The organism is Grimontia sp. AD028, assembly GCF_000973155.1.
GTDB lineage: Bacteria > Pseudomonadota > Gammaproteobacteria > Enterobacterales > Vibrionaceae > Enterovibrio > Enterovibrio indicus.
Genome location: NZ_LASY01000025.1, coordinates 1 through 16827 on the forward strand (window position 1 = coordinate 1; position 16827 = coordinate 16827).

General features: G+C 52.3%; 18 protein-coding genes. 4 read left to right on the top strand and 14 right to left on the bottom strand.

The annotated features are described in order from the left end of the window. Nucleotides 1-100 precede the first annotated feature (100 nt). The 3 genes from RN22_RS06060 to bioH all read right to left on the bottom strand — a co-directional run bounded on the left by RN22_RS06060 (nt 101) and on the right by bioH (nt 1885). Nucleotides 101-574, bottom strand: coding sequence for a hypothetical protein (locus RN22_RS06060; RefSeq protein WP_002535372.1), 474 nt, complete (start codon nt 572-574; stop codon nt 101-103). Between the two features lie 97 nt (nt 575-671). Next, nucleotides 672-1004, bottom strand: a complete 333-nt coding sequence (locus tag RN22_RS06065; RefSeq protein WP_046303541.1) for a hypothetical protein — start codon at nt 1002-1004, stop codon at nt 672-674. Nucleotides 1005-1102: 98 nt separating this feature from the next. Continuing rightward, on the bottom strand, nt 1103-1885 hold the full coding sequence (gene bioH / locus RN22_RS06070) for a pimeloyl-ACP methyl ester esterase BioH (protein ID WP_046303542.1): 783 nt from the start codon (nt 1883-1885) through the stop codon (nt 1103-1105). Nucleotides 1886-1925: 40 nt separating this feature from the next. Here bioH and RN22_RS06075 point away from each other — a divergent pair, with 40 nt between their 5' ends. Together RN22_RS06075 and nfuA are read left to right on the top strand one after the other, a co-directional pair. Then, nucleotides 1926-2606 (top strand): ComF family protein, encoded by a 681-nt coding sequence (locus RN22_RS06075; protein WP_231590862.1) that lies wholly within the window; start codon nt 1926-1928, stop codon nt 2604-2606. A 101-nt stretch (nt 2607-2707) separates the two neighbouring features. Next, on the top strand, nt 2708-3292 hold the full coding sequence (gene nfuA, locus RN22_RS06080; RefSeq protein WP_046303543.1) for a Fe-S biogenesis protein NfuA: 585 nt from the start codon (nt 2708-2710) through the stop codon (nt 3290-3292). A gap of 50 nt (nt 3293-3342) precedes the next feature. Here the strand turns inward: nfuA and dinF are convergent, their stop codons facing one another. From dinF to RN22_RS06110, 6 genes are read right to left on the bottom strand one after another with little or no spacing between them, the layout of a single operon-like run. Further along, nucleotides 3343-4680: an MATE family efflux transporter DinF gene (gene dinF / locus RN22_RS06085; RefSeq protein WP_046303544.1), complete on the bottom strand. Its 1338-nt coding sequence runs from the start codon at nt 4678-4680 to the stop codon at nt 3343-3345. A 50-nt stretch (nt 4681-4730) separates the two neighbouring features. Next, nucleotides 4731-5249, bottom strand: coding sequence for a GNAT family N-acetyltransferase (locus tag RN22_RS06090; protein ID WP_046303545.1), 519 nt, complete (start codon nt 5247-5249; stop codon nt 4731-4733). A 29-nt stretch (nt 5250-5278) separates the two neighbouring features. Next, complete coding sequence (cyoE, locus tag RN22_RS06095) at nt 5279-6196, bottom strand: heme o synthase (RefSeq protein WP_046303546.1); 918 nt, start codon at nt 6194-6196, stop codon at nt 5279-5281. Further along, the gene (locus tag RN22_RS06100; protein ID WP_046303547.1) at nt 6189-7247 is read right to left on the bottom strand and encodes a heme A synthase; all 1059 of its coding nucleotides are present in this window, start codon (nt 7245-7247) and stop codon (nt 6189-6191) included. Before RN22_RS06100 ends, cyoE begins: the two co-directional genes overlap by 8 nt. An 11-nt stretch (nt 7248-7258) precedes the next feature. Continuing rightward, a complete protein-coding gene (locus RN22_RS06105) occupies nt 7259-7786 on the bottom strand; it encodes a hypothetical protein (RefSeq protein WP_046303548.1) in 528 nt (175 codons plus the stop codon). Further along, entirely contained in the window at nt 7783-8505 is a 723-nt protein-coding gene (locus tag RN22_RS06110; protein ID WP_197076258.1) for an SURF1 family protein, read from the bottom strand. The genes RN22_RS06105 and RN22_RS06110 overlap by 4 nt, the downstream gene beginning before the upstream one ends. Nucleotides 8506-8536: 31 nt before the next feature. On the opposite strand from RN22_RS06110, the gene RN22_RS06115 reads away from it, so the two are divergent. Then, nucleotides 8537-8743 carry a DUF2909 domain-containing protein gene (locus RN22_RS06115; protein ID WP_002535390.1) on the top strand — a complete coding sequence of 69 codons (207 nt, stop codon included), beginning with the start codon at nt 8537-8539 and terminating at the stop codon, nt 8741-8743. Between the two features lie 9 nt (nt 8744-8752). Here RN22_RS06115 and RN22_RS06120 read toward each other — a convergent pair whose 3' ends face one another. The 5 genes from RN22_RS06120 to lexA all read right to left on the bottom strand — a co-directional run bounded on the left by RN22_RS06120 (nt 8753) and on the right by lexA (nt 14025). Beyond that, complete coding sequence (locus RN22_RS06120) at nt 8753-9640, bottom strand: cytochrome c oxidase subunit 3 (RefSeq protein ID WP_046303550.1); 888 nt, start codon at nt 9638-9640, stop codon at nt 8753-8755. Between the two features lie 16 nt (nt 9641-9656). Beyond that, nucleotides 9657-10205, bottom strand: coding sequence for a cytochrome c oxidase assembly protein (locus tag RN22_RS06125; RefSeq protein WP_002535392.1), 549 nt, complete (start codon nt 10203-10205; stop codon nt 9657-9659). Between the two features lie 9 nt (nt 10206-10214). After that, nucleotides 10215-11807 (bottom strand): cytochrome c oxidase subunit I, encoded by a 1593-nt coding sequence (gene ctaD, locus RN22_RS06130; protein WP_002535394.1) that lies wholly within the window; start codon nt 11805-11807, stop codon nt 10215-10217. A 12-nt stretch (nt 11808-11819) separates the two neighbouring features. After that, nucleotides 11820-12968 carry a cytochrome c oxidase subunit II gene (gene coxB, locus RN22_RS06135; protein ID WP_046303551.1) on the bottom strand — a complete coding sequence of 383 codons (1149 nt, stop codon included), beginning with the start codon at nt 12966-12968 and terminating at the stop codon, nt 11820-11822. 433 nt (nt 12969-13401) lie between these two features. Beyond that, nucleotides 13402-14025: a transcriptional repressor LexA gene (lexA, locus tag RN22_RS06140; RefSeq protein WP_002535400.1), complete on the bottom strand. Its 624-nt coding sequence runs from the start codon at nt 14023-14025 to the stop codon at nt 13402-13404. A gap of 244 nt (nt 14026-14269) precedes the next feature. Here lexA and plsB point away from each other — a divergent pair, with 244 nt between their 5' ends. Further along, on the top strand, nt 14270-16702 hold the full coding sequence (gene plsB, locus RN22_RS06145; RefSeq protein WP_046303552.1) for a glycerol-3-phosphate 1-O-acyltransferase PlsB: 2433 nt from the start codon (nt 14270-14272) through the stop codon (nt 16700-16702). Nucleotides 16703-16827: the final 125 nt, after the last annotated feature.

Below are 16827 nucleotides of genomic sequence, written 5' to 3' on the forward strand. Positions count from 1 at the left end.
CATGTAGACTAGCTACACATTGAAGCCTCTGCCTTGCATAAAATCCCCACAAACTGCTGCAAAAACAATCACCAAAGGTCAACAGCCCCTAGGCTTACCTTCAAATGACGATCAGCACTTCTGATGGGATATTCGCGGCTGACGATTGCTGATAACGCATGGCAACCACCGCGCCTGTTCGCTGAGAAGCTTTCAGTTCGTCGATTTTATCCAGGATTTCTTTCGGCAGCTTAATGCGCATGGCATAGCCGTTTTCGTTCTGTGGCACATACGAACCGCTGGAAAGCATGTTAGTCAACTGACTTAGGGTTTCATGTGCAGCGAAACCACCACCATTGAACTGCCTTGGGTTTTGTTCCAGATCGGCATAATCGGGATGTTCAGAAGGGTCCCAAGACGGGTTCTTGAGTTGTTTCTCTTCGGCGAGTACCGGTTTTTCTTCGGCAGTGGCATTTGCCTGGCTGGGCGGGACAATTTTTTCGCGCACGCGATTTTCCCGCGCAACTTGCTCCGTTGGCGGGTTTACTGACGGTACGACAGCAGGGATGCTGACGTTAGCGGGCGAAATGTTCATGCCAATGTTGTCTCCCAACACCGACCGAAGGCGCGTCGCCTGTGAGCATAGGCGGGGTAACCCCCGCGAATGCGCGTGCTATATCTCTATAGCGAAACTAGACCAATATTGCGATCAGTCCGCCAATGGTACCCAGTGCAGAAAGCACCTGACCGGCGGAATACGCAGCATCGTCGTTGCTTTTCACTTCTTCAGGGTGGTCCATGCCAAGCGCCCCATAGGTGAAAGACTCAACTTTAGACGAAGTGTTCGTGCCTTCGGCTTCCGTTGCTTTGTTAACAGCCTTACCGTCCGACACTTCCTTCGCGACCTGCTCGTAAGACTGCTTGGCACCCTCGGCTGCCTGCGCCTCGTTGCCCTTTGCCGCCTGATTTGGCTGCATAGGCTTGGCGTAAGCATGCTGAGAATACCCAACGTTACCTATATTCATTATGGTCTCTCCTGATGCCATAGCAAGTAACTTGATTAAAGTATCGGCAGCTACAGATTAAAATTTAGCCCCAATTCACTTTATTTCGCTACTTTCCATTAACAGGACGGCAAACATTGGCCACAAAAAGCCAGAAGCTCTTGTGAAAAATGGTCGGGATCAGAAATGAACGGTGCGTGCGACGCTTTGGCAAAGATTTGCCGCTGCGAACGCGGTGCCAGAACATCCAACTCTTGCGCCACTTTGACAGGCACAAGGCCGTCCAGCCGACCGTACATTCTGAGCCAAGGCATTGAAATATCATGCAAGTGAGGCCGCAAGTCAGCGTCAGCAAGAATACCAAGGCCGGCGCTAAGCGCCTCTGGCTGAGGAGACGGGTGAGAGAGGACCGCCTGTTTCAACCACTTAATATCTTGCCGTGCTGTCGGGCTTCCCATTGCCTGAAGCGCCATGAAACGTTCAACCGTCGTCTGAAAGTCTTCAGCCAATTGTTTCGTAAACGCCTGCAATACCTCGGGTTTTATCCCTCGCCATCCATGTTCTGCAGCAAATCTTGGAGAGCTGGCAATCGTGACTAGACCTTTCACACGTTCCGGTGCGAGCAGTGCAGCCTGAGTGGCAACCATTCCCCCCAAAGACCAACCGGCCCAAACAGATTCCTGCGGTGAATTATCAAGCAAGCACTGTGCCATTTCCTCTAAGGAAAAGGCATCGGTCGGTTGACTGAAGCCATAGCCCGGCAGGTCAACACAATGAACGCGGTAATGCGGGGTGAGAGCAGGCAGGATGTTTTGCCATACGGCGCTGTTCATCCCCCAGCCATGAATGAGAATCAGATCGGAACCCTGGCCTTCCGTGTGCCAGTACAGAGAAGTCGTCATTTACACTGCCTAAATTCGTTTATCAACAAGCATGTCCTTGATGTTAAGCACTATCTTACGTGCCTTGCCGCTGCGTTGTCAGCTTTGCCACCACAGGTTGGAGCAGCGTGTTTATCCCTGGTGTCATGCCTGTCACGCCAGTTTGCCCCGTCAGGCACGCTGCCTGCATTGCGGTTTGCCCACGCCTTACGTGATTGAAAGCTGCGGAAGATGTTTGAAAAAGCCGCCACCGTGGGACAGTTTGGTCTGTGTCGGTGCCTATGCCTTTCCCTATGACAAGCTGCTTCACCGCTTCAAGTATCAAGGACATTACTGGCTTGCCCCTGCTCTCGCTAAACTGCTCGCGACAGAGATAGAATCACCTGCGCCTCTCCTTCTTCCCGTGCCCATGCATTGGAAACGCAGGCTTTGGCGCGGATTTAACCATAGCAGTGTGCTGGCCGCAGAGCTCGCGAGACAACTGAAGGTTCAATCTGAGCCCAATGTCTTAAAACGCATTCGTGCCACTCGCCAACAGCAGGGATTAGACCGACAATCCCGTCTTTCAAACTTAAAGCAGGCATTTTCTATCGAAGGAAAACTGCCGCCACACATCGCCTTGGTCGATGATGTTGTCACCACGGGTGCAACTGTCGCCCAGCTTTGCCGCTTGCTCCGGCAGCATGGCGTGGAACGTATTGATGTGTATTGTCTTTGTCGCACACCACCAGAAGCCACTTAATTGAAAAGTGAGGGAAAAGTAACCTCGAAGCTTGAGGGGTGATAGCGGACAAAAACAAGCGTACAATGTAAACAAATACTGGATAAATCAGGTAAGAAGCCGTGTCACAAATTATTATTTCAGAAAGTGCACAGAGCCATTTCGGTAAACTGCTTGAGCAGCAGCCGGAAGGGACAAACATCCGCGTATTCGTGGTTAATCCTGGCACGCAAAACGCAGAGTGCGGCGTTTCTTACTGCCCTCAGGATGCAGTGGAAGCGACTGACACCGAACTCAAATTCGAAGGTTTTTCTGCCTACGTAGATGAACTGAGCCTTCCGTTTCTGGAAGATGCTGAGATTGATTTTGCCACTGACAAAATGGGCTCACAGCTGACGCTAAAAGCACCAAACGCAAAAATGCGTAAAGTGTCTGACGACGCGCCACTAATGGAGCGCGTTGAGTACGTGATCCAGACTCAGGTTAACCCACAGCTGGCAGGCCACGGTGGTCACATCAATCTGATTGAAATCACTGAAGACAAAGTGGCAGTGATTCAATTCGGCGGCGGCTGTAATGGCTGTTCAATGGTTGATGTCACCCTGAAAGACGGCATCGAGAAGCAACTGCTGGAAGAATTCAGCGGCGAGCTTAACGGCGTTCGTGACGTCACTGAGCACGCGCACGGCGATCACTCTTACTACTAAGAGCGATTACCGAGACAAAAAAGGCGCCTAATGGCGCCTTTTTTGTCTCGCTAGTTTGCCGCCAGGAAGGTGTCTCTGCGCCACTGGTGAACGAAAAGTACCCCCAGCGTTAATCCACGCAGCGCCATAAAGCCGAGCATCGCCGCCCAAAGCGCATGGTTGCCCCACCCACTTAACAGCCACCAAATCACAAAGAAACCTGCCATCGCAACGAACATGGTGTTTCGCATTTCACGTCCGCGCGTCGCACCAATAAACACACCATCAAGCAGAAAACACCACATGGCCACGAGCGGCATGGCAATGAGCCAAGGCAGATACACAAATGCCTGTTCACGCACTGCCGGGATATCGGAAATCACCCCGACAATCTGCTCACCAAAGATAAGGAAAGCGGCAGTGATAAGCAAAGAAATCACAAGACTCCAGAAGGTGGTGGCTGTCAGTGAATCCATCAGCTCGTTTCTGTTCCGGGCACCAATTGCCTTCCCTACCATGGCTTCCATGGCATAGGCAAAGCCGTCCATTGCGAAAGAGACCAGCATCAGAAAGTTCATCAGCACCGCATTGGCTGCCACCACATTGTCGCCCAGTGTCGCACCCTGAAAGGTCATAAAGGTGAAGGCCAGCTGTAGGCAGAGGCTTCGAAGAAAGATGTCCCGGTTAAGCTTTAACAGCCGTCCCATACCCGCAGAAGCTTTTTTCCACTGCGCCAATGGGGCAGGCAACATCTCTTGCTTCCAGCGCTGCGCCACGAAATACAAGCCCAACGCCATACCGCTGTAATCGGCAATCACACTCGCTGCCGCAGCGCCCTGCACTTTCCAGCCAAAACCCACAACAAACAGCACATCAAGCACGATGTTGATGACGTTGATAACAATCAGCAGCATCATCGGTTTTTTCGCGTTCTGGGCACCCAATAGCCAACCCATGATCACAAGATTGCTCAGCGCAGCAGGCGCACTCCAGATGCGCACAGAGAAATACTGGTCGGCATAGCGCTTCACTTCCGCACTTGCGTCACTGTAGGAAAACACCCAATCCGCAATCAATGGATGCACGGCGATAATCGCCAATGCCAATAACCAGGCAAGGGAGATACCCTGTAGGAACACATCCGCTAGCCCCGCTTTATCGTCAGCGCCATAGGCTTGAGCGGTAAGCCCAGTGGTAGCCATACGAAGAAAACCGAGCAGCCAGAAAGTCACCGCGATCATGGTGCTGCCGACCGCCACGCCACCGAGATACCAGGCATGGTCGAGGTGACCAATCACGGCCGCGTCCACCAACCCCAGCAAAGGCACGGTAATGTTCGAGAGCACCATGGGGAACGCGAGCGAGAAAACACGCACGTGAAGGGCTTTTTGTTGCAGCGCTGACAGCATAAATTGGCTCTGTGGTTATCGACAGATAGAGAGTAAGTGGCGGAAGTTTATCAGAATGTGCGGGTTAAATAGACGGTACCCTTGAGGGTTTCGCCATCACGCACAAATCCGTTTTTTTCCAGCACGCGGATAGAAGCCAGATTGTTCTCTTCGGCCCCACCGGAAAGCGTCGCGACCTTGCTGCTCTGCTGGCACCAGCTCACCAAGCCCTGCAGCATCTCGCTGGCCAAACCCTTTCCCTGCAGCTCCTCACTCACCACATAACCCAACCGAAGATCGAGCAAACCATCTGTATTGATTTCTGCATACAGCAAAATAAACCCCGCGAGAGATTGCGAATTCCGCTCTGTCACGGCGAGGAAAGTGGATTCTGTTAAAGCCTGTTGAAGCCAAACCACAGCGCTTTGGGCGTCGTTCACCGATTGGATATCCGGCGGTAAATGCTGCTTCACCGCTGGCGTCAATAGGGCTGCTAATTCCTTAGCGAGATTATCGGAAGTCTCTGAACCAGACGATAACGCCGCGACATCCAGCCGCGGCGTTGAGAATTGAAGATGGGAAAGCATCATCCCTACTCACTGTTTGCTTGGGTGTGCAACTATCCTATCGCACGCCACGCATGATCGGCGAGCAAAGCCACAAACAAACCAAATACATGCCAAATGGAGTATTTAAACGTCTGCCAAGCCAACCCTTTATGGTCATGGAATTTCAACTGCCACGCGTACCAGGCAAAGCCGAGATTGAGCGCCAAACTACCGAAGAGGTAAATCAGTCCACTCATTCCCGCCAGCCAAGGCAGTAAGCCCACCACCACCAAAAGCAGGGTGTAGAGCAAAATCATGGTCTTGGTGAATTCCACACCATGGGTCACTGGCAACATGGGTACGCCGGCTTTGGCGTAATCTTTCTCACGATGAATCGCAAGCGCCCAGAAATGCGGTGGCGTCCAGGTGAAAATCAGCATCACCAGCAACAGTGCATGTGGGTCGAGCGTTCCTGTCACCGCCACCCAACCGAGCAGCGGTGGCATTGCGCCAGCCAAACCACCAATCACGATGTTCTGAGGCGTCGCGTGCTTCAGCCAAACGGTGTAGACCACCGCATAGCCAATCAAACTGGCAAAGGTGAGCCATGCCACCAGCGCATTCAATACCCAAAGGAGCGCAAAGCCCGCGACCATCAGCAAGCCACCAAAGGCCAGAGCCTGTGACGTACCTACCCGGCCTTTCGCAACGGGGCGGTGAATAGTGCGCTGCATCTGTCTATCAATACGCTGATCAATCACATGATTGAACACCGCTGCCGCAGCCGACTGCATACCAATCCCTAACAGCCCGAGAATCACGGCGTGAGCAGGAGGCAACGACGGCACCGCCAAACACATTCCCACCATGGCGGTCAGCAATAGCATGGCCACCACTTTGGGTTTGGTCAGTTCCAGATAATCCCGCCATTGAGCGGTTTCAGTATTCGGGGCGCTGTTTGCCAGCGAAGGCGTGTTGAATTTAGCCATGGCTTAACCTCCCTGAGTCTCCCAAAGACGACTGTGCAGCGGTCATTGAAACAGGTGCGAACACACCTACCACCGTCCTGACAGTCACTAAAAGTAAAAGCAATCCGCAAACATTGTGGGCCACCGCTACAGACAGCGGCAGCAAGGCGACTACGTTGGTGACACCAAGCGTTATCTGAATACCCAGCGCGCCTAAGAGTAGTAGCGATGCGCCAGCACCAAGCGGTTTTCTAACCGCAAACGCCAGCAGTAAGATGAGCGCCGTGACCACCATGGCACCAATTCGGTGTGTAGCATGGATCGTGACGCGCTGATCGAAATTCAGCACGCCATATTGGTAAGTCTCGTTTTTCGGGCTGATAGGATGAAACGCCGAGGCGTCGTATTTCTCTGCCCAATCCACTTCACAGACAGGCAGTTGCGTACAAACAAGAGCCGCATAGTTGGCTGATGTCCAGCCGCCGAGCGCAATCTGCATCACCACCGCGAGTAGTGCCGCAACGGACAATGCCTTAAGCTTTCCGCCAACAGAGGCCTTTTGGAGACCCACCTCGAGCTGTGTCGGTTTTTTAATACGCCGTCTTTCCAGCAGTGCCAACATGAACAGCAAAGTCACGGTTGTGAAACCGCCGAGCAAATGCCCCATCACCACAATCGGCATCAGGTTCATGGTCACGGTCCACATGCCCAGAGCGGCCTGGAAGGTCACCACCGCCAGCAGCACACTCGGCAGGATGCGGTTACGTTCAGGGCGACGCCACGCCAGAAAAGCAATGGCAGCAATCACTAACCCGAGCGTTCCCGCCACATAGCGATGGATCATTTCATTCCAGGCTTTTTGAATTTCAACAGGGGCATGGGGGAAGGCTTCCGTTGCCTGAGCGATTTTCTCTGCCGATTGCGGCACGGTCAGAAAGCCATAACAACCGGGCCAATCTGGGCACCCCAAGCCTGCTTCCGTCAAACGGGTAAATGCTCCCAGGGCCACCACGACCAAAGCCAAGGCCAGTGCACCGTAGATCAGTCCGAGATAGCGTTTGTCTTTTTCCATCACGGCCTCCCTTACCCGACTTTGGAGAGTTTCATGAGCTTACGAAGATCGGACAGCAGTCCTTTGCTCTGTGCCACCTGTGCTGATTTTTCCGCTGGCACCGGATAGGCAAGAATAAGGTTGTTCAGAGGGTCAACAAGATAAATCGCGTTCTCAGAGAAGGGCAGCGACGACATGGTTTGTTGTTGCGTTGCATCGATGTTTTGGCGGGTGACATTGGTGCCTTCTTCCACCGCCGAGCTTTCCGGTGTCAGCAGGATGCTGGCAACCCGTTCACGCTCACGTCCAACCGCAACCGGAATTTGGTTAAGTTGAAACAACGCACTTTCGCACTTCTCATCACAGGTATTGGGGTAGGAGTAGACCAAACGCCATTGCCCGTTGTGTGACAGCCAATCAGCCTTCACTTCTTCGGCGATAAGCTCGCCATTGTTGGTCACGCCTTTATTGTACCAGCCAAAATCCAACACCAATTTGGCAGCCAGAACCGGCAGAACAAAAATCACGGTGACCAGTATCAGCGCTTTTTTCCCATTCATATGCGTCCTTTCCTCCACCAAAGCCCAAATCCAATCACTACCACCAGCGCCAATCCAAACCACTGCATGGCGTAGGCATAGTGCTTTTCCGGCTTCATCACGACAGGCTCCCAGATGGGTTTCGCACCTGTACTGAAGCTCTCTCCGTTGCTGTTGCTTATCACATCACCGCGGATAAGCCAGGGTTTGAGGGAAAGTCCGGAAGCTTGTTCCAGACCTTGAATTTCCACCGATTGCACCCGTTTGGGCCAACCGTTTTCTGTTTCCACTTGTGCCAGCACGACCCTGTCTGAGGGAAAATCGATGGTGCCGGTCACTGAAAACTGCCCTTCTAGCGTTGGCAGTGTCGGCAATGTATCCCTTGTTGCAGGAGCTGCCACCCAACCCAGTTCGACCAATATCCACTGATTGTCACTTCTGAAAGGTAGAAACCAGCGGTATCCCACACGGCCTTCGAAGGTTTGGTTATCGAGCAGCACGCTCTTCGATGTATCAAACTGGCCAGTTAACTTAACCCGCGTCCCTTTCAATTCCTGTGGCAAAGACGCCAAGGCGATCACTTCCTGCTGTGAACGCTCTGCCATTTGCGACAAAAGCGCTTCTTTTTCTGCCCCGCGGGACATTTGCCACATCCCCAGCTTGACCAAGAGCGCTGTCATCGCCAGAGTGAATACAAGAAAACCAATCCGTCTTATTTGCCGTATGTTGGAAGAAGACATCCGGTCACCTTTTTGACTCTCAGGAGGCAATATGCTGCTCAAAGGGATCCTCGTCTGCCTGTTGGTCTTTATCGTGTTTAATCTGTTCCGTGCTCTGCCGATTATGCTTAAGGGTCAATCCGACGTTCCCATGTCCCGCTTTTTAGGACGTCGCGTTTTGTTCTCTGTGCTTGTATTTGTCATCTTGCTGGTTGCTTTGGCGACTGGGGTGATTGAACCCAACAGCCGCCCTTATTGATTCGCTTCGCTACAAGATGTAGACGAACACGAACAGACACAGCCAAACCACATCTACAAAGTGCCAATACCAAGCCCCGGCCTGGAAGGCGAAGTGATGCTCAGGGGTCATGTGTCCTTTCAGTACCCGCAACCAAATAATGAACAGAATGATCGAGCCAAGGAAAACATGCATACCGTGGAAACCGGTAAGCAGGAAGAAGGTATTCCCGTAAATCCCTGAATCCAGTCTGAGGTTCAGCTCTTGGTACGCGTGCACATATTCTTCCACCTGAAGCCCAAGGAAAATCCACCCCAGTAACACGGTGACACCAAGAAACAGTTTCACGCGTTGGCGGTTGCCTTCTTCCATCGCCACATGTGCAAAGTGCAGCGTGACAGACGAAGCAAGCAGAATAATGGTGTTAATCAGCGGTAAACCCCAAGCCCCCATGGCCGTGGTTTCCGTGCCATCTGGCGTTTTCACCAAAGGCCAACCTGGAATAAAGTCAGGCCAGAGCACCGCTGCCGTCATGGCATTGTTGCTCGCCCCTCCCAGCCAAGGAACCGCAATGATGCGGGCATAGAACAGTGCGCCAAAGAAAGCGGCAAAGAACATCACTTCCGAGAAGATGAACCAGCTCATCCCCTGACGGAATGAACGATCCATTTGCGCTGAATACAATCCGCCCATCGACTCATGAATCACATCGCGGAACCAGCCAAACAGCATAAACATCAAAATGCCGGTGCCTATCAGAAGCATCCATGGGCCATTGCCACCGAACAATCCGGCGACTGTCGAACCAGCGCCCATTGCGATAAAGAACAAGGCAATAGCACCGACAATCGGCCACTTGCTCTGCGCGGGCACATAGTAATTTTCGTACTGGGCATCGGTATTGGTATCTGTCGTCATGATGACCTCACTGCATTTACTGAGTCACAGGCTCAGTCTTTGCGCTAAACAGGGTATATGCCAGCGTCAGGGTGCTGATGTCTTCCGGCAGTTCCGGGTCGACATAAAACACCAGTGGAAGTTCTGCGTCTTTTCCTGCTTCAAGGGGCTGGCGGTTAAAGCAGAAACATTCAATTTTGTTCAGGTATTGCGCGGCAAGACCCGGGGTAACCGAAGGCACCGCCTGTCCGACCGAGTTCACCAAGGTATTATTGGTGGCACGGTAAGCGATGGTGCGTGTCTCTCCCGGATGCACGGTGAGCTTTTTCACTTCAGGCACAAAATCCCAGCCAAGACCGGGATTAATGTAGGCGACAAACTCAACGGTGACGGTGCGGGAAAAATCCACCTGATTACTTTCCGTCGCCGCGACATCACTGGTTTTACCGTTAATGCCAGTGATGTCGCAGAACACGTCATAAAGTGGCACCAGTGCGAAGGCAAAGCCAAACATCAGCACAGCCAAGCCCGCCAGCTTTGCTGCTGAACGTCCTGTTTTTTGTGTCTGCTGTTCTTGCTCTGCCATACGCTATCCTCAATCGATTTTCGGTGGTGTTGAGAAGGTGTGATAAGGCGCAGGTGAAGGCACCGTCCATTCCAATCCTTCTGCACCTTCCCAAGGTTTCGCTGGCGCAGGCTCGCCGCCGCGAATACATTTCACCACCAGCACTAGGAAGATGAGCTGGGAGAAACCGAACAGGAAAGCACCGACACTGACAATCGCGTTGATATCAGCAAACTGCAGGGCGTAATCCGGAATACGACGTGGCATGCCAGCCAGCCCCAGGAAGTGCATTGGGAAGAACAGGATGTTGACCGAAATCAGTGAGCACCAGAAGTGCCAGTTGGCGAGCGTCTGGTTGTACATATGTCCGGTCCATTTTGGCAGCCAGTAATAAGCCGCTGCCATGATGGAGAAGATAGCCCCGGACACCAGTACATAGTGGAAGTGCGCCACCACGAAGTAAGTATCATGGTATTGGAAGTCAACCGGTGTTATTGCCAGCATCAGGCCAGAGAAGCCCCCGATGGTGAACAACACAATAAAGGCGAGCGCAAACAACATGGGCGTCTCAAAAGTCAATGAGCCTCGCCACATGGTCGCCACCCAGTTAAACACTTTCACCCCAGTCGGCACCGATATCAACATGGTGCAGTACATGAAAAAGAGCTCTGCAAACACCGGCATGCCTGTTGTGAACATGTGGTGCGCCCATACAACAAAGCTCAAGCCTGCAATGGATGCGGTCGCGTAAACCATAGACGCATAACCAAACAGTGGTTTGCGGGCAAACGCTGGCACAATCGCTGAAATGATCCCGAAGCTCGGCAGGATCATGATGTACACCTCTGGGTGTCCGAAGAACCAGAAGATGTGCTGGAACATGACCGGGTCGCCACCACCGGCGGCATCAAAGAATGATGTGCCGAAGTACTTATCGGTCAGCACCATGGTAACCGCCCCCGCAAGCACTGGCATCACCGCAATCAACAGGAAGGCAGTGATAAACCAGGTCCAGACGAACAGCGGCATCTTCATGTAGGTCATGCCCGGTGCACGCAGGTTCATGATGGTCACTATCACGTTGATCGCGCCCATGATGGAGCTGATACCCATGATATGAACAGCAAACACGAACAGTGCGGTGCTGTCTGGCGAATAGGTGGTGGATAGCGGTGCGTAGAAGGTCCAGCCAAAGTTTGGACCGCCCCCTTCCATAAACAGCGACATGATGAGCATCAGGAAGGCAAACGGCAGTATCCAGAAGCTCCAGTTGTTCATGCGTGGCAGTGCCATATCCGGCGCGCCAATCATCATAGGCACCATCCAGTTAGCCAATCCTGTAAAGGCTGGCATAACCGCGCCGAATACCATGATAAGGCCGTGAACCGTGGTCATCTGGTTAAAGAAGTTAGGGTCAACCAATTGCAAGCCCGGCTGGAACAACTCTGCACGGATCACCAGTGCCATCGCCCCACCCAACAAAAACATGGTGAAGCTGAAGATCAAATACATGGAGCCGATGTCTTTATGGTTGGTCGTTAACAGCCAACGCATCAACCCTCGGGGTTTATGATCATGGTCGTGGTCATCGTGACCGACCTGATCAGGCGTCATATCCGTCATTGCGATTTCTCCTTAAAGATCGTCACCGTTGAGCACAGCATTGATTTGAGACGCCTGAATGGCATCGCCCGTGTTGTTGCCCCAAGCATTACGCTCGTAGGTGATCACCGCAGCCAGCTCTTTCAGGCCAAGCTGCGCACCAAACGCCTGCATAGCCGTGCCTGGTTTGCCGTGAATTACAATATTGAGGTGGTCGAGTACCTTATCGGGATCAGCAGAGATGCCTTGTTGGGCAAGTGCCGGGAATACGCCGGGAAGACCCAGACCATTGACCTGATGACAGGCAGCGCAGCGTGAGTTGTACACGTCCTCACCCAGCTCCATCAGCTCTTCCATGTCCATGTTCATCGCCAGCAATTTCTGCTCTTCTTCTTTCACCTTGGCTTGCGCAGCCGCCGTTTCCGTCACCCAGGCCTCGAACTCGTCAACCGGTTTGGCAATCACCACAATCGGCATAAAGCCATGGTCTTTACCACAAAGCTCTGCACACTGACCGCGGTAGATTCCCGGCTTGTCTATACGCGTCCACGCTTCGTTGATAAAGCCTGGGTTAGCATCTTTCTTCACGGCAAAGTCCGGCACCCACCAAGAGTGGATGACATCTTCGGAGGTGATCAGGAAACGCACCTTCTTGCCAATCGGCACCACCAGCGGGCGGTCAACTTCCAGCAGGTAGGTGTCACGTTTGGCTGATTCACCATCAATTTGCGCGGCAGAAGTCGCCAGCAAAGAGAAGAATTCCACTTCATGGTCGAAATAGCGGTAATGCCATTTCCACTGAGAGCCGGTCACCTGAATCGTCAGTTCTGAATCAGACGGGTCTTCCATTGCCAGCAACACCTTGGTTGCCGGAACAGCCATACCAATAAGGATCAGAAAAGGGATTAGCGTCCAGAGAATCTCCACTTTGGTGCTTTCATGAAAATTCGCGGCCACCGCGCCTTTGGATTTGCGGTGATGGATGATAGACCAGAACATCACGCCGAAAACGACCACGCCGATAGCTACACAAATCCAGAGAATCGTCATATGAAGGCCATAGACTTTCTCACTGATTTCCGTCACACCGGGAGTCAGGTTAAACGAGGATGCTTCGTTGGCAGCATTGGCCGCAAACGAAGAGAAAATTGCGAGCGCGTATAGAAGTTGGCGAGTCTTCACCGGTTCCCTCCTCAAAGTCACTTCGCAGTGCTAAATGTAAATGGATGCAAAAAATGAAAGTTTGGTTAACACTCTGTTTACAACTAAAGCTAGGCAAGGAACGTGGAAAGAACAAAATTTGAGCGGCAGAATGCCCCGAAACATGATGCCAGCCACGAATTTACGAGATGAAGACAACTGTTTCATCCTCAACGATTTTGTGCCGCTTTTCTTAAAAAACTTCAGAAATCCAAAGCAAAAAAATCTTTATTTTAAGAAGAGTTAATGCCTTGTTTTGAGGAAAGTGACCGAGCGGAACAGAGAATTGCGGGTGTGCAAAAATGCAGAGGGGAAGCGGCCTGTAGCACGAAAAACTCGCAAAAAGAAAGGCAGCGTCGGACTTTTCATCCGAAGCTGCCTGTTTCTATAACTCTTGTAATGCGAAGCTGGAGTGTTACATCCAGTCTGTGTTGCGAATCACACCAACGGCAATACCTTCAATGGTGAGATGCTGGTGAGCTAGGTCAACCACGATCGGCGCGAATTCTTCATTCTCAGCATGAAGCAGCACCTGATTGCCTTTGCGCTCAAGGCGCTTCACGGTGACATCATCTTCAACACGCGCGACAACCACTTGACCATTTCGCACGTCCTGCGTTTTATGTACCGCCAGCAGGTCACCATCCATAATACCGATGTCTTTCATACTCATACCGCTAACGCGTAACAAGAAATCCGCATTCGGTTTGAACAGGTTCGGATCAACCTGATAGTGCATTTCCACGTGCTCTTGCGCGAGGATAGGTTCACCGGCTGCCACGCGACCAATCAAAGGCAGGCCTTCGTCGTCGTTCGCCGCTTCGGTTTCCACCAACAAGCGGATACCGCGTGATGCACCAGGTACGATTTCAAGCACGCCTTTACGCGCCAGCGCTTTCAGGTGCTCTTCTGCCGCATTGGCAGAACGGAACCCGAGTTCTTTCGCGATTTCGGCACGCGTCGGTGGCATACCGGAGTCATCGATCTTTGCTTTGATCAAATCAAAGACTTGCTGTTGTCTTGCGGTTAACGGCTTCATATCATGACCTGTCTTTTTATACAGTTAACTGTGAGTATATCCAGTGTTTAACCACTTGAAAAGGCGGATTTTGCGCCAATCTCTAATAAAGGCGCTGCTCAGCTCACAATTTTTCTGACTGCCCAGCTCACCATACCTTGGCTCAACCTTGACATAAGCCCGCGGATTGGTGTCATTTCCCTGCAAGTTCGGGGATGTTTTCTGCTAGACTTGCCACGCACAAAATATAAGAGGCTGCGATCAGATGTCTGCTTGCCAATCGATTTATCACAAGCTATTGAATTTACCGCTGTCGGTACTGGTGAAAACCATCAGTATTCCGTCAGATCCCATAAACCAGCTGGACCTCGATCTGTCCCGCCCTATGGTTTATGTCTTGCCGTTCCGCTCTCATACCGATCTGCTGACCTTGCGCAGCAGCTGTCTGCAACTGGGTTTGCCGGACCCACTGGAACCTTTGGAGCTGGGTGGAAAAAGCCTGCCGCGCTATGTCTGTGTGTCTGAAGGCAAGCGCATGTTTAAAGACAGCGACCCTGTCCCGGCAGACTCCCTCACTCTGTTCACCGAATGGCTTGAACTGCACAAGCGTGACACTGAGCTCGACATCCAAATGGTGCCGGCATCTGTGGTGTGGAATCGCGACCCAGGCAATGAATCACGCCCGGCAGCACCTGCCCTGCAAGCCATGAATGGCCTGCAAAAGTGCTATACCATTTTCACGCTTGGCCGTGACAGCATGGTTCGCTTTAGTAATGCGGTTTCTCTGCGTTTTATGGCAGACAAACACGGCACGGACACCACGATCGCGAACAAGCTGGCACGTGTGGCGAAAATCCACTTCTCACGCCAGAAAATGGCGGCATCAGGCCCTGGCTTGCCGGATCGCCAACTGCTGTTCAAACGCCTGCTGGCCTCAAAAGCCATTGATAAAGCGGTACAGGATGAAGCTGCAAGCCGTGATGTACCAGTAGAGAAAGTGCGTAAAGAAGCCATCGACATGATGGAAGAAATCGCTGCGGACTTCTCACCAAGCCTTATCCGCTATGCCGATCGCCTTCTGACCTGGCTTTGGAACAAGCTGTATCAAGGCCTTAATATCAATAACTCCGAGCGTGTCCGTAAGCTGGCGCAAGATGGTCATGAGATTGTGTACGTGCCTTGCCACCGTTCGCACATGGACTATCTGCTGCTTTCGTACGTGCTGTATAAAGAAGGTCTGGTGCCACCGCACATCGCGGCGGGCGTAAACCTGAACTTCTTCCCGGCGGGTCCTATTTTCCGTCGCGGCGGCGCGTTCTTCCTGCGCCGTACTTTTAAGGGCAACCGCCTCTATTCCACGGTATTTCGCGAATATCTGGCTGAGCTTTTTGCCAAAGGTTACTCGGTAGAATACTTCTCGGAAGGCGGTCGTTCGCGTACTGGCCGTCTGCTTCCGGCGAAAACCGGCATGCTGGCAATGACCATTCAAGCGATGCTGCGCGGCCTTAAACGCCCAGTGACTCTGGTTCCAGTCTACATCGGCTACGAGCACGTGATGGAAGTGAGCACCTACGCCAAAGAGCTTCAGGGCAAGCGAAAAGAGAAAGAAAGTTTCGGCCAGGTGCTGGGCATTCTTCGCAAACTGCGTAACTACGGTAAGGGCTATGTGAACTTCGGCGAACCGATTCCTGTGAACCACTTCCTGAATGAGAAGGCACCGGATTGGCAGAAAGACATCGACCCGATTGAACCTCAGCGTCCAGATTGGCTGCTTCCAGCGGTGAATGAGTTGGCAGAGCGCATGATGACCAAAATCAATGATGCTGCTGCAGCCAATGCCCTGACCCTGTGTGCGACAGCTCTGCTCGCCTCCCGCCAGAGCGCGCTCAGCCGTGAGGCGCTGGAAGAACAACTGACCATTTACCTCGAGTTGTTACGTCAGGTACCGTATTCAGCGACCAGTACAGTACCTGACGATTCCGCGCAGGAGTTAGTTGAGCATGCGCTGAGCCTGAACAAGTTCGTGGTCGAAAAAGACTCGCTGGGTGAAGTGATTTCGCTGGATCGTCAGCAGGCCATCTTGATGACTTTCTACCGCAACAACATCATTCACCTGTTTGCAGTACCTTCACTGATCGCGCAAATGCTGGTATTTAAGACCCGTGTTTCACGTGAAAACCTGATGGACTCGATTCGCCAGCTTTACCCGCTGCTGAAAGCTGAGCTGTTCATGAGCTTCGACGATGCTGCGCTTCAAAGCTACATTGATGCGACCTTGATTGAGCTTGAGCGTCAATCGCTGATCACCGTAGACGGTGACACCATCAGTCGTAACAACGGCAAGCTGACTCAACTTCAGTTGCTGGGCCGCACGATTGCAGAAACCCTGCAGCGCTACGCGATCACCCTGACGCTGTTCAGCCATGAGCCAGACACCTCGAAGTCCGATCTGGAACAGCAAAGCCAGATGATGGCACAACGTTTGAGCCGTCTACACGGTATCAACGCACCGGAATTCTTCGACAAAGGCGTGTTTGCGACTTTGCTGAACTCGCTGCGTGAACAGGGCTATCTGAATGACGACGACCATGCCCGCGCTGATCGCGTTGAGGCGCTCCGCGAGTGTGTATTCGGTTTGATTTCACCGGAAGTGCAGCTAACCATTCAGGCTATTCTGAACCAGCCATCAGAAGACTAATCATCTGATCGCTAAAAACAAAAAACCTCGCCAATGTGCGAGGTTTTTTATTACTGCTATACCCAAACAACTTGAAGATGCAGGATTCAGCGAGTTTGACTGGCGTTGTGATCGCGGCGTTCCTT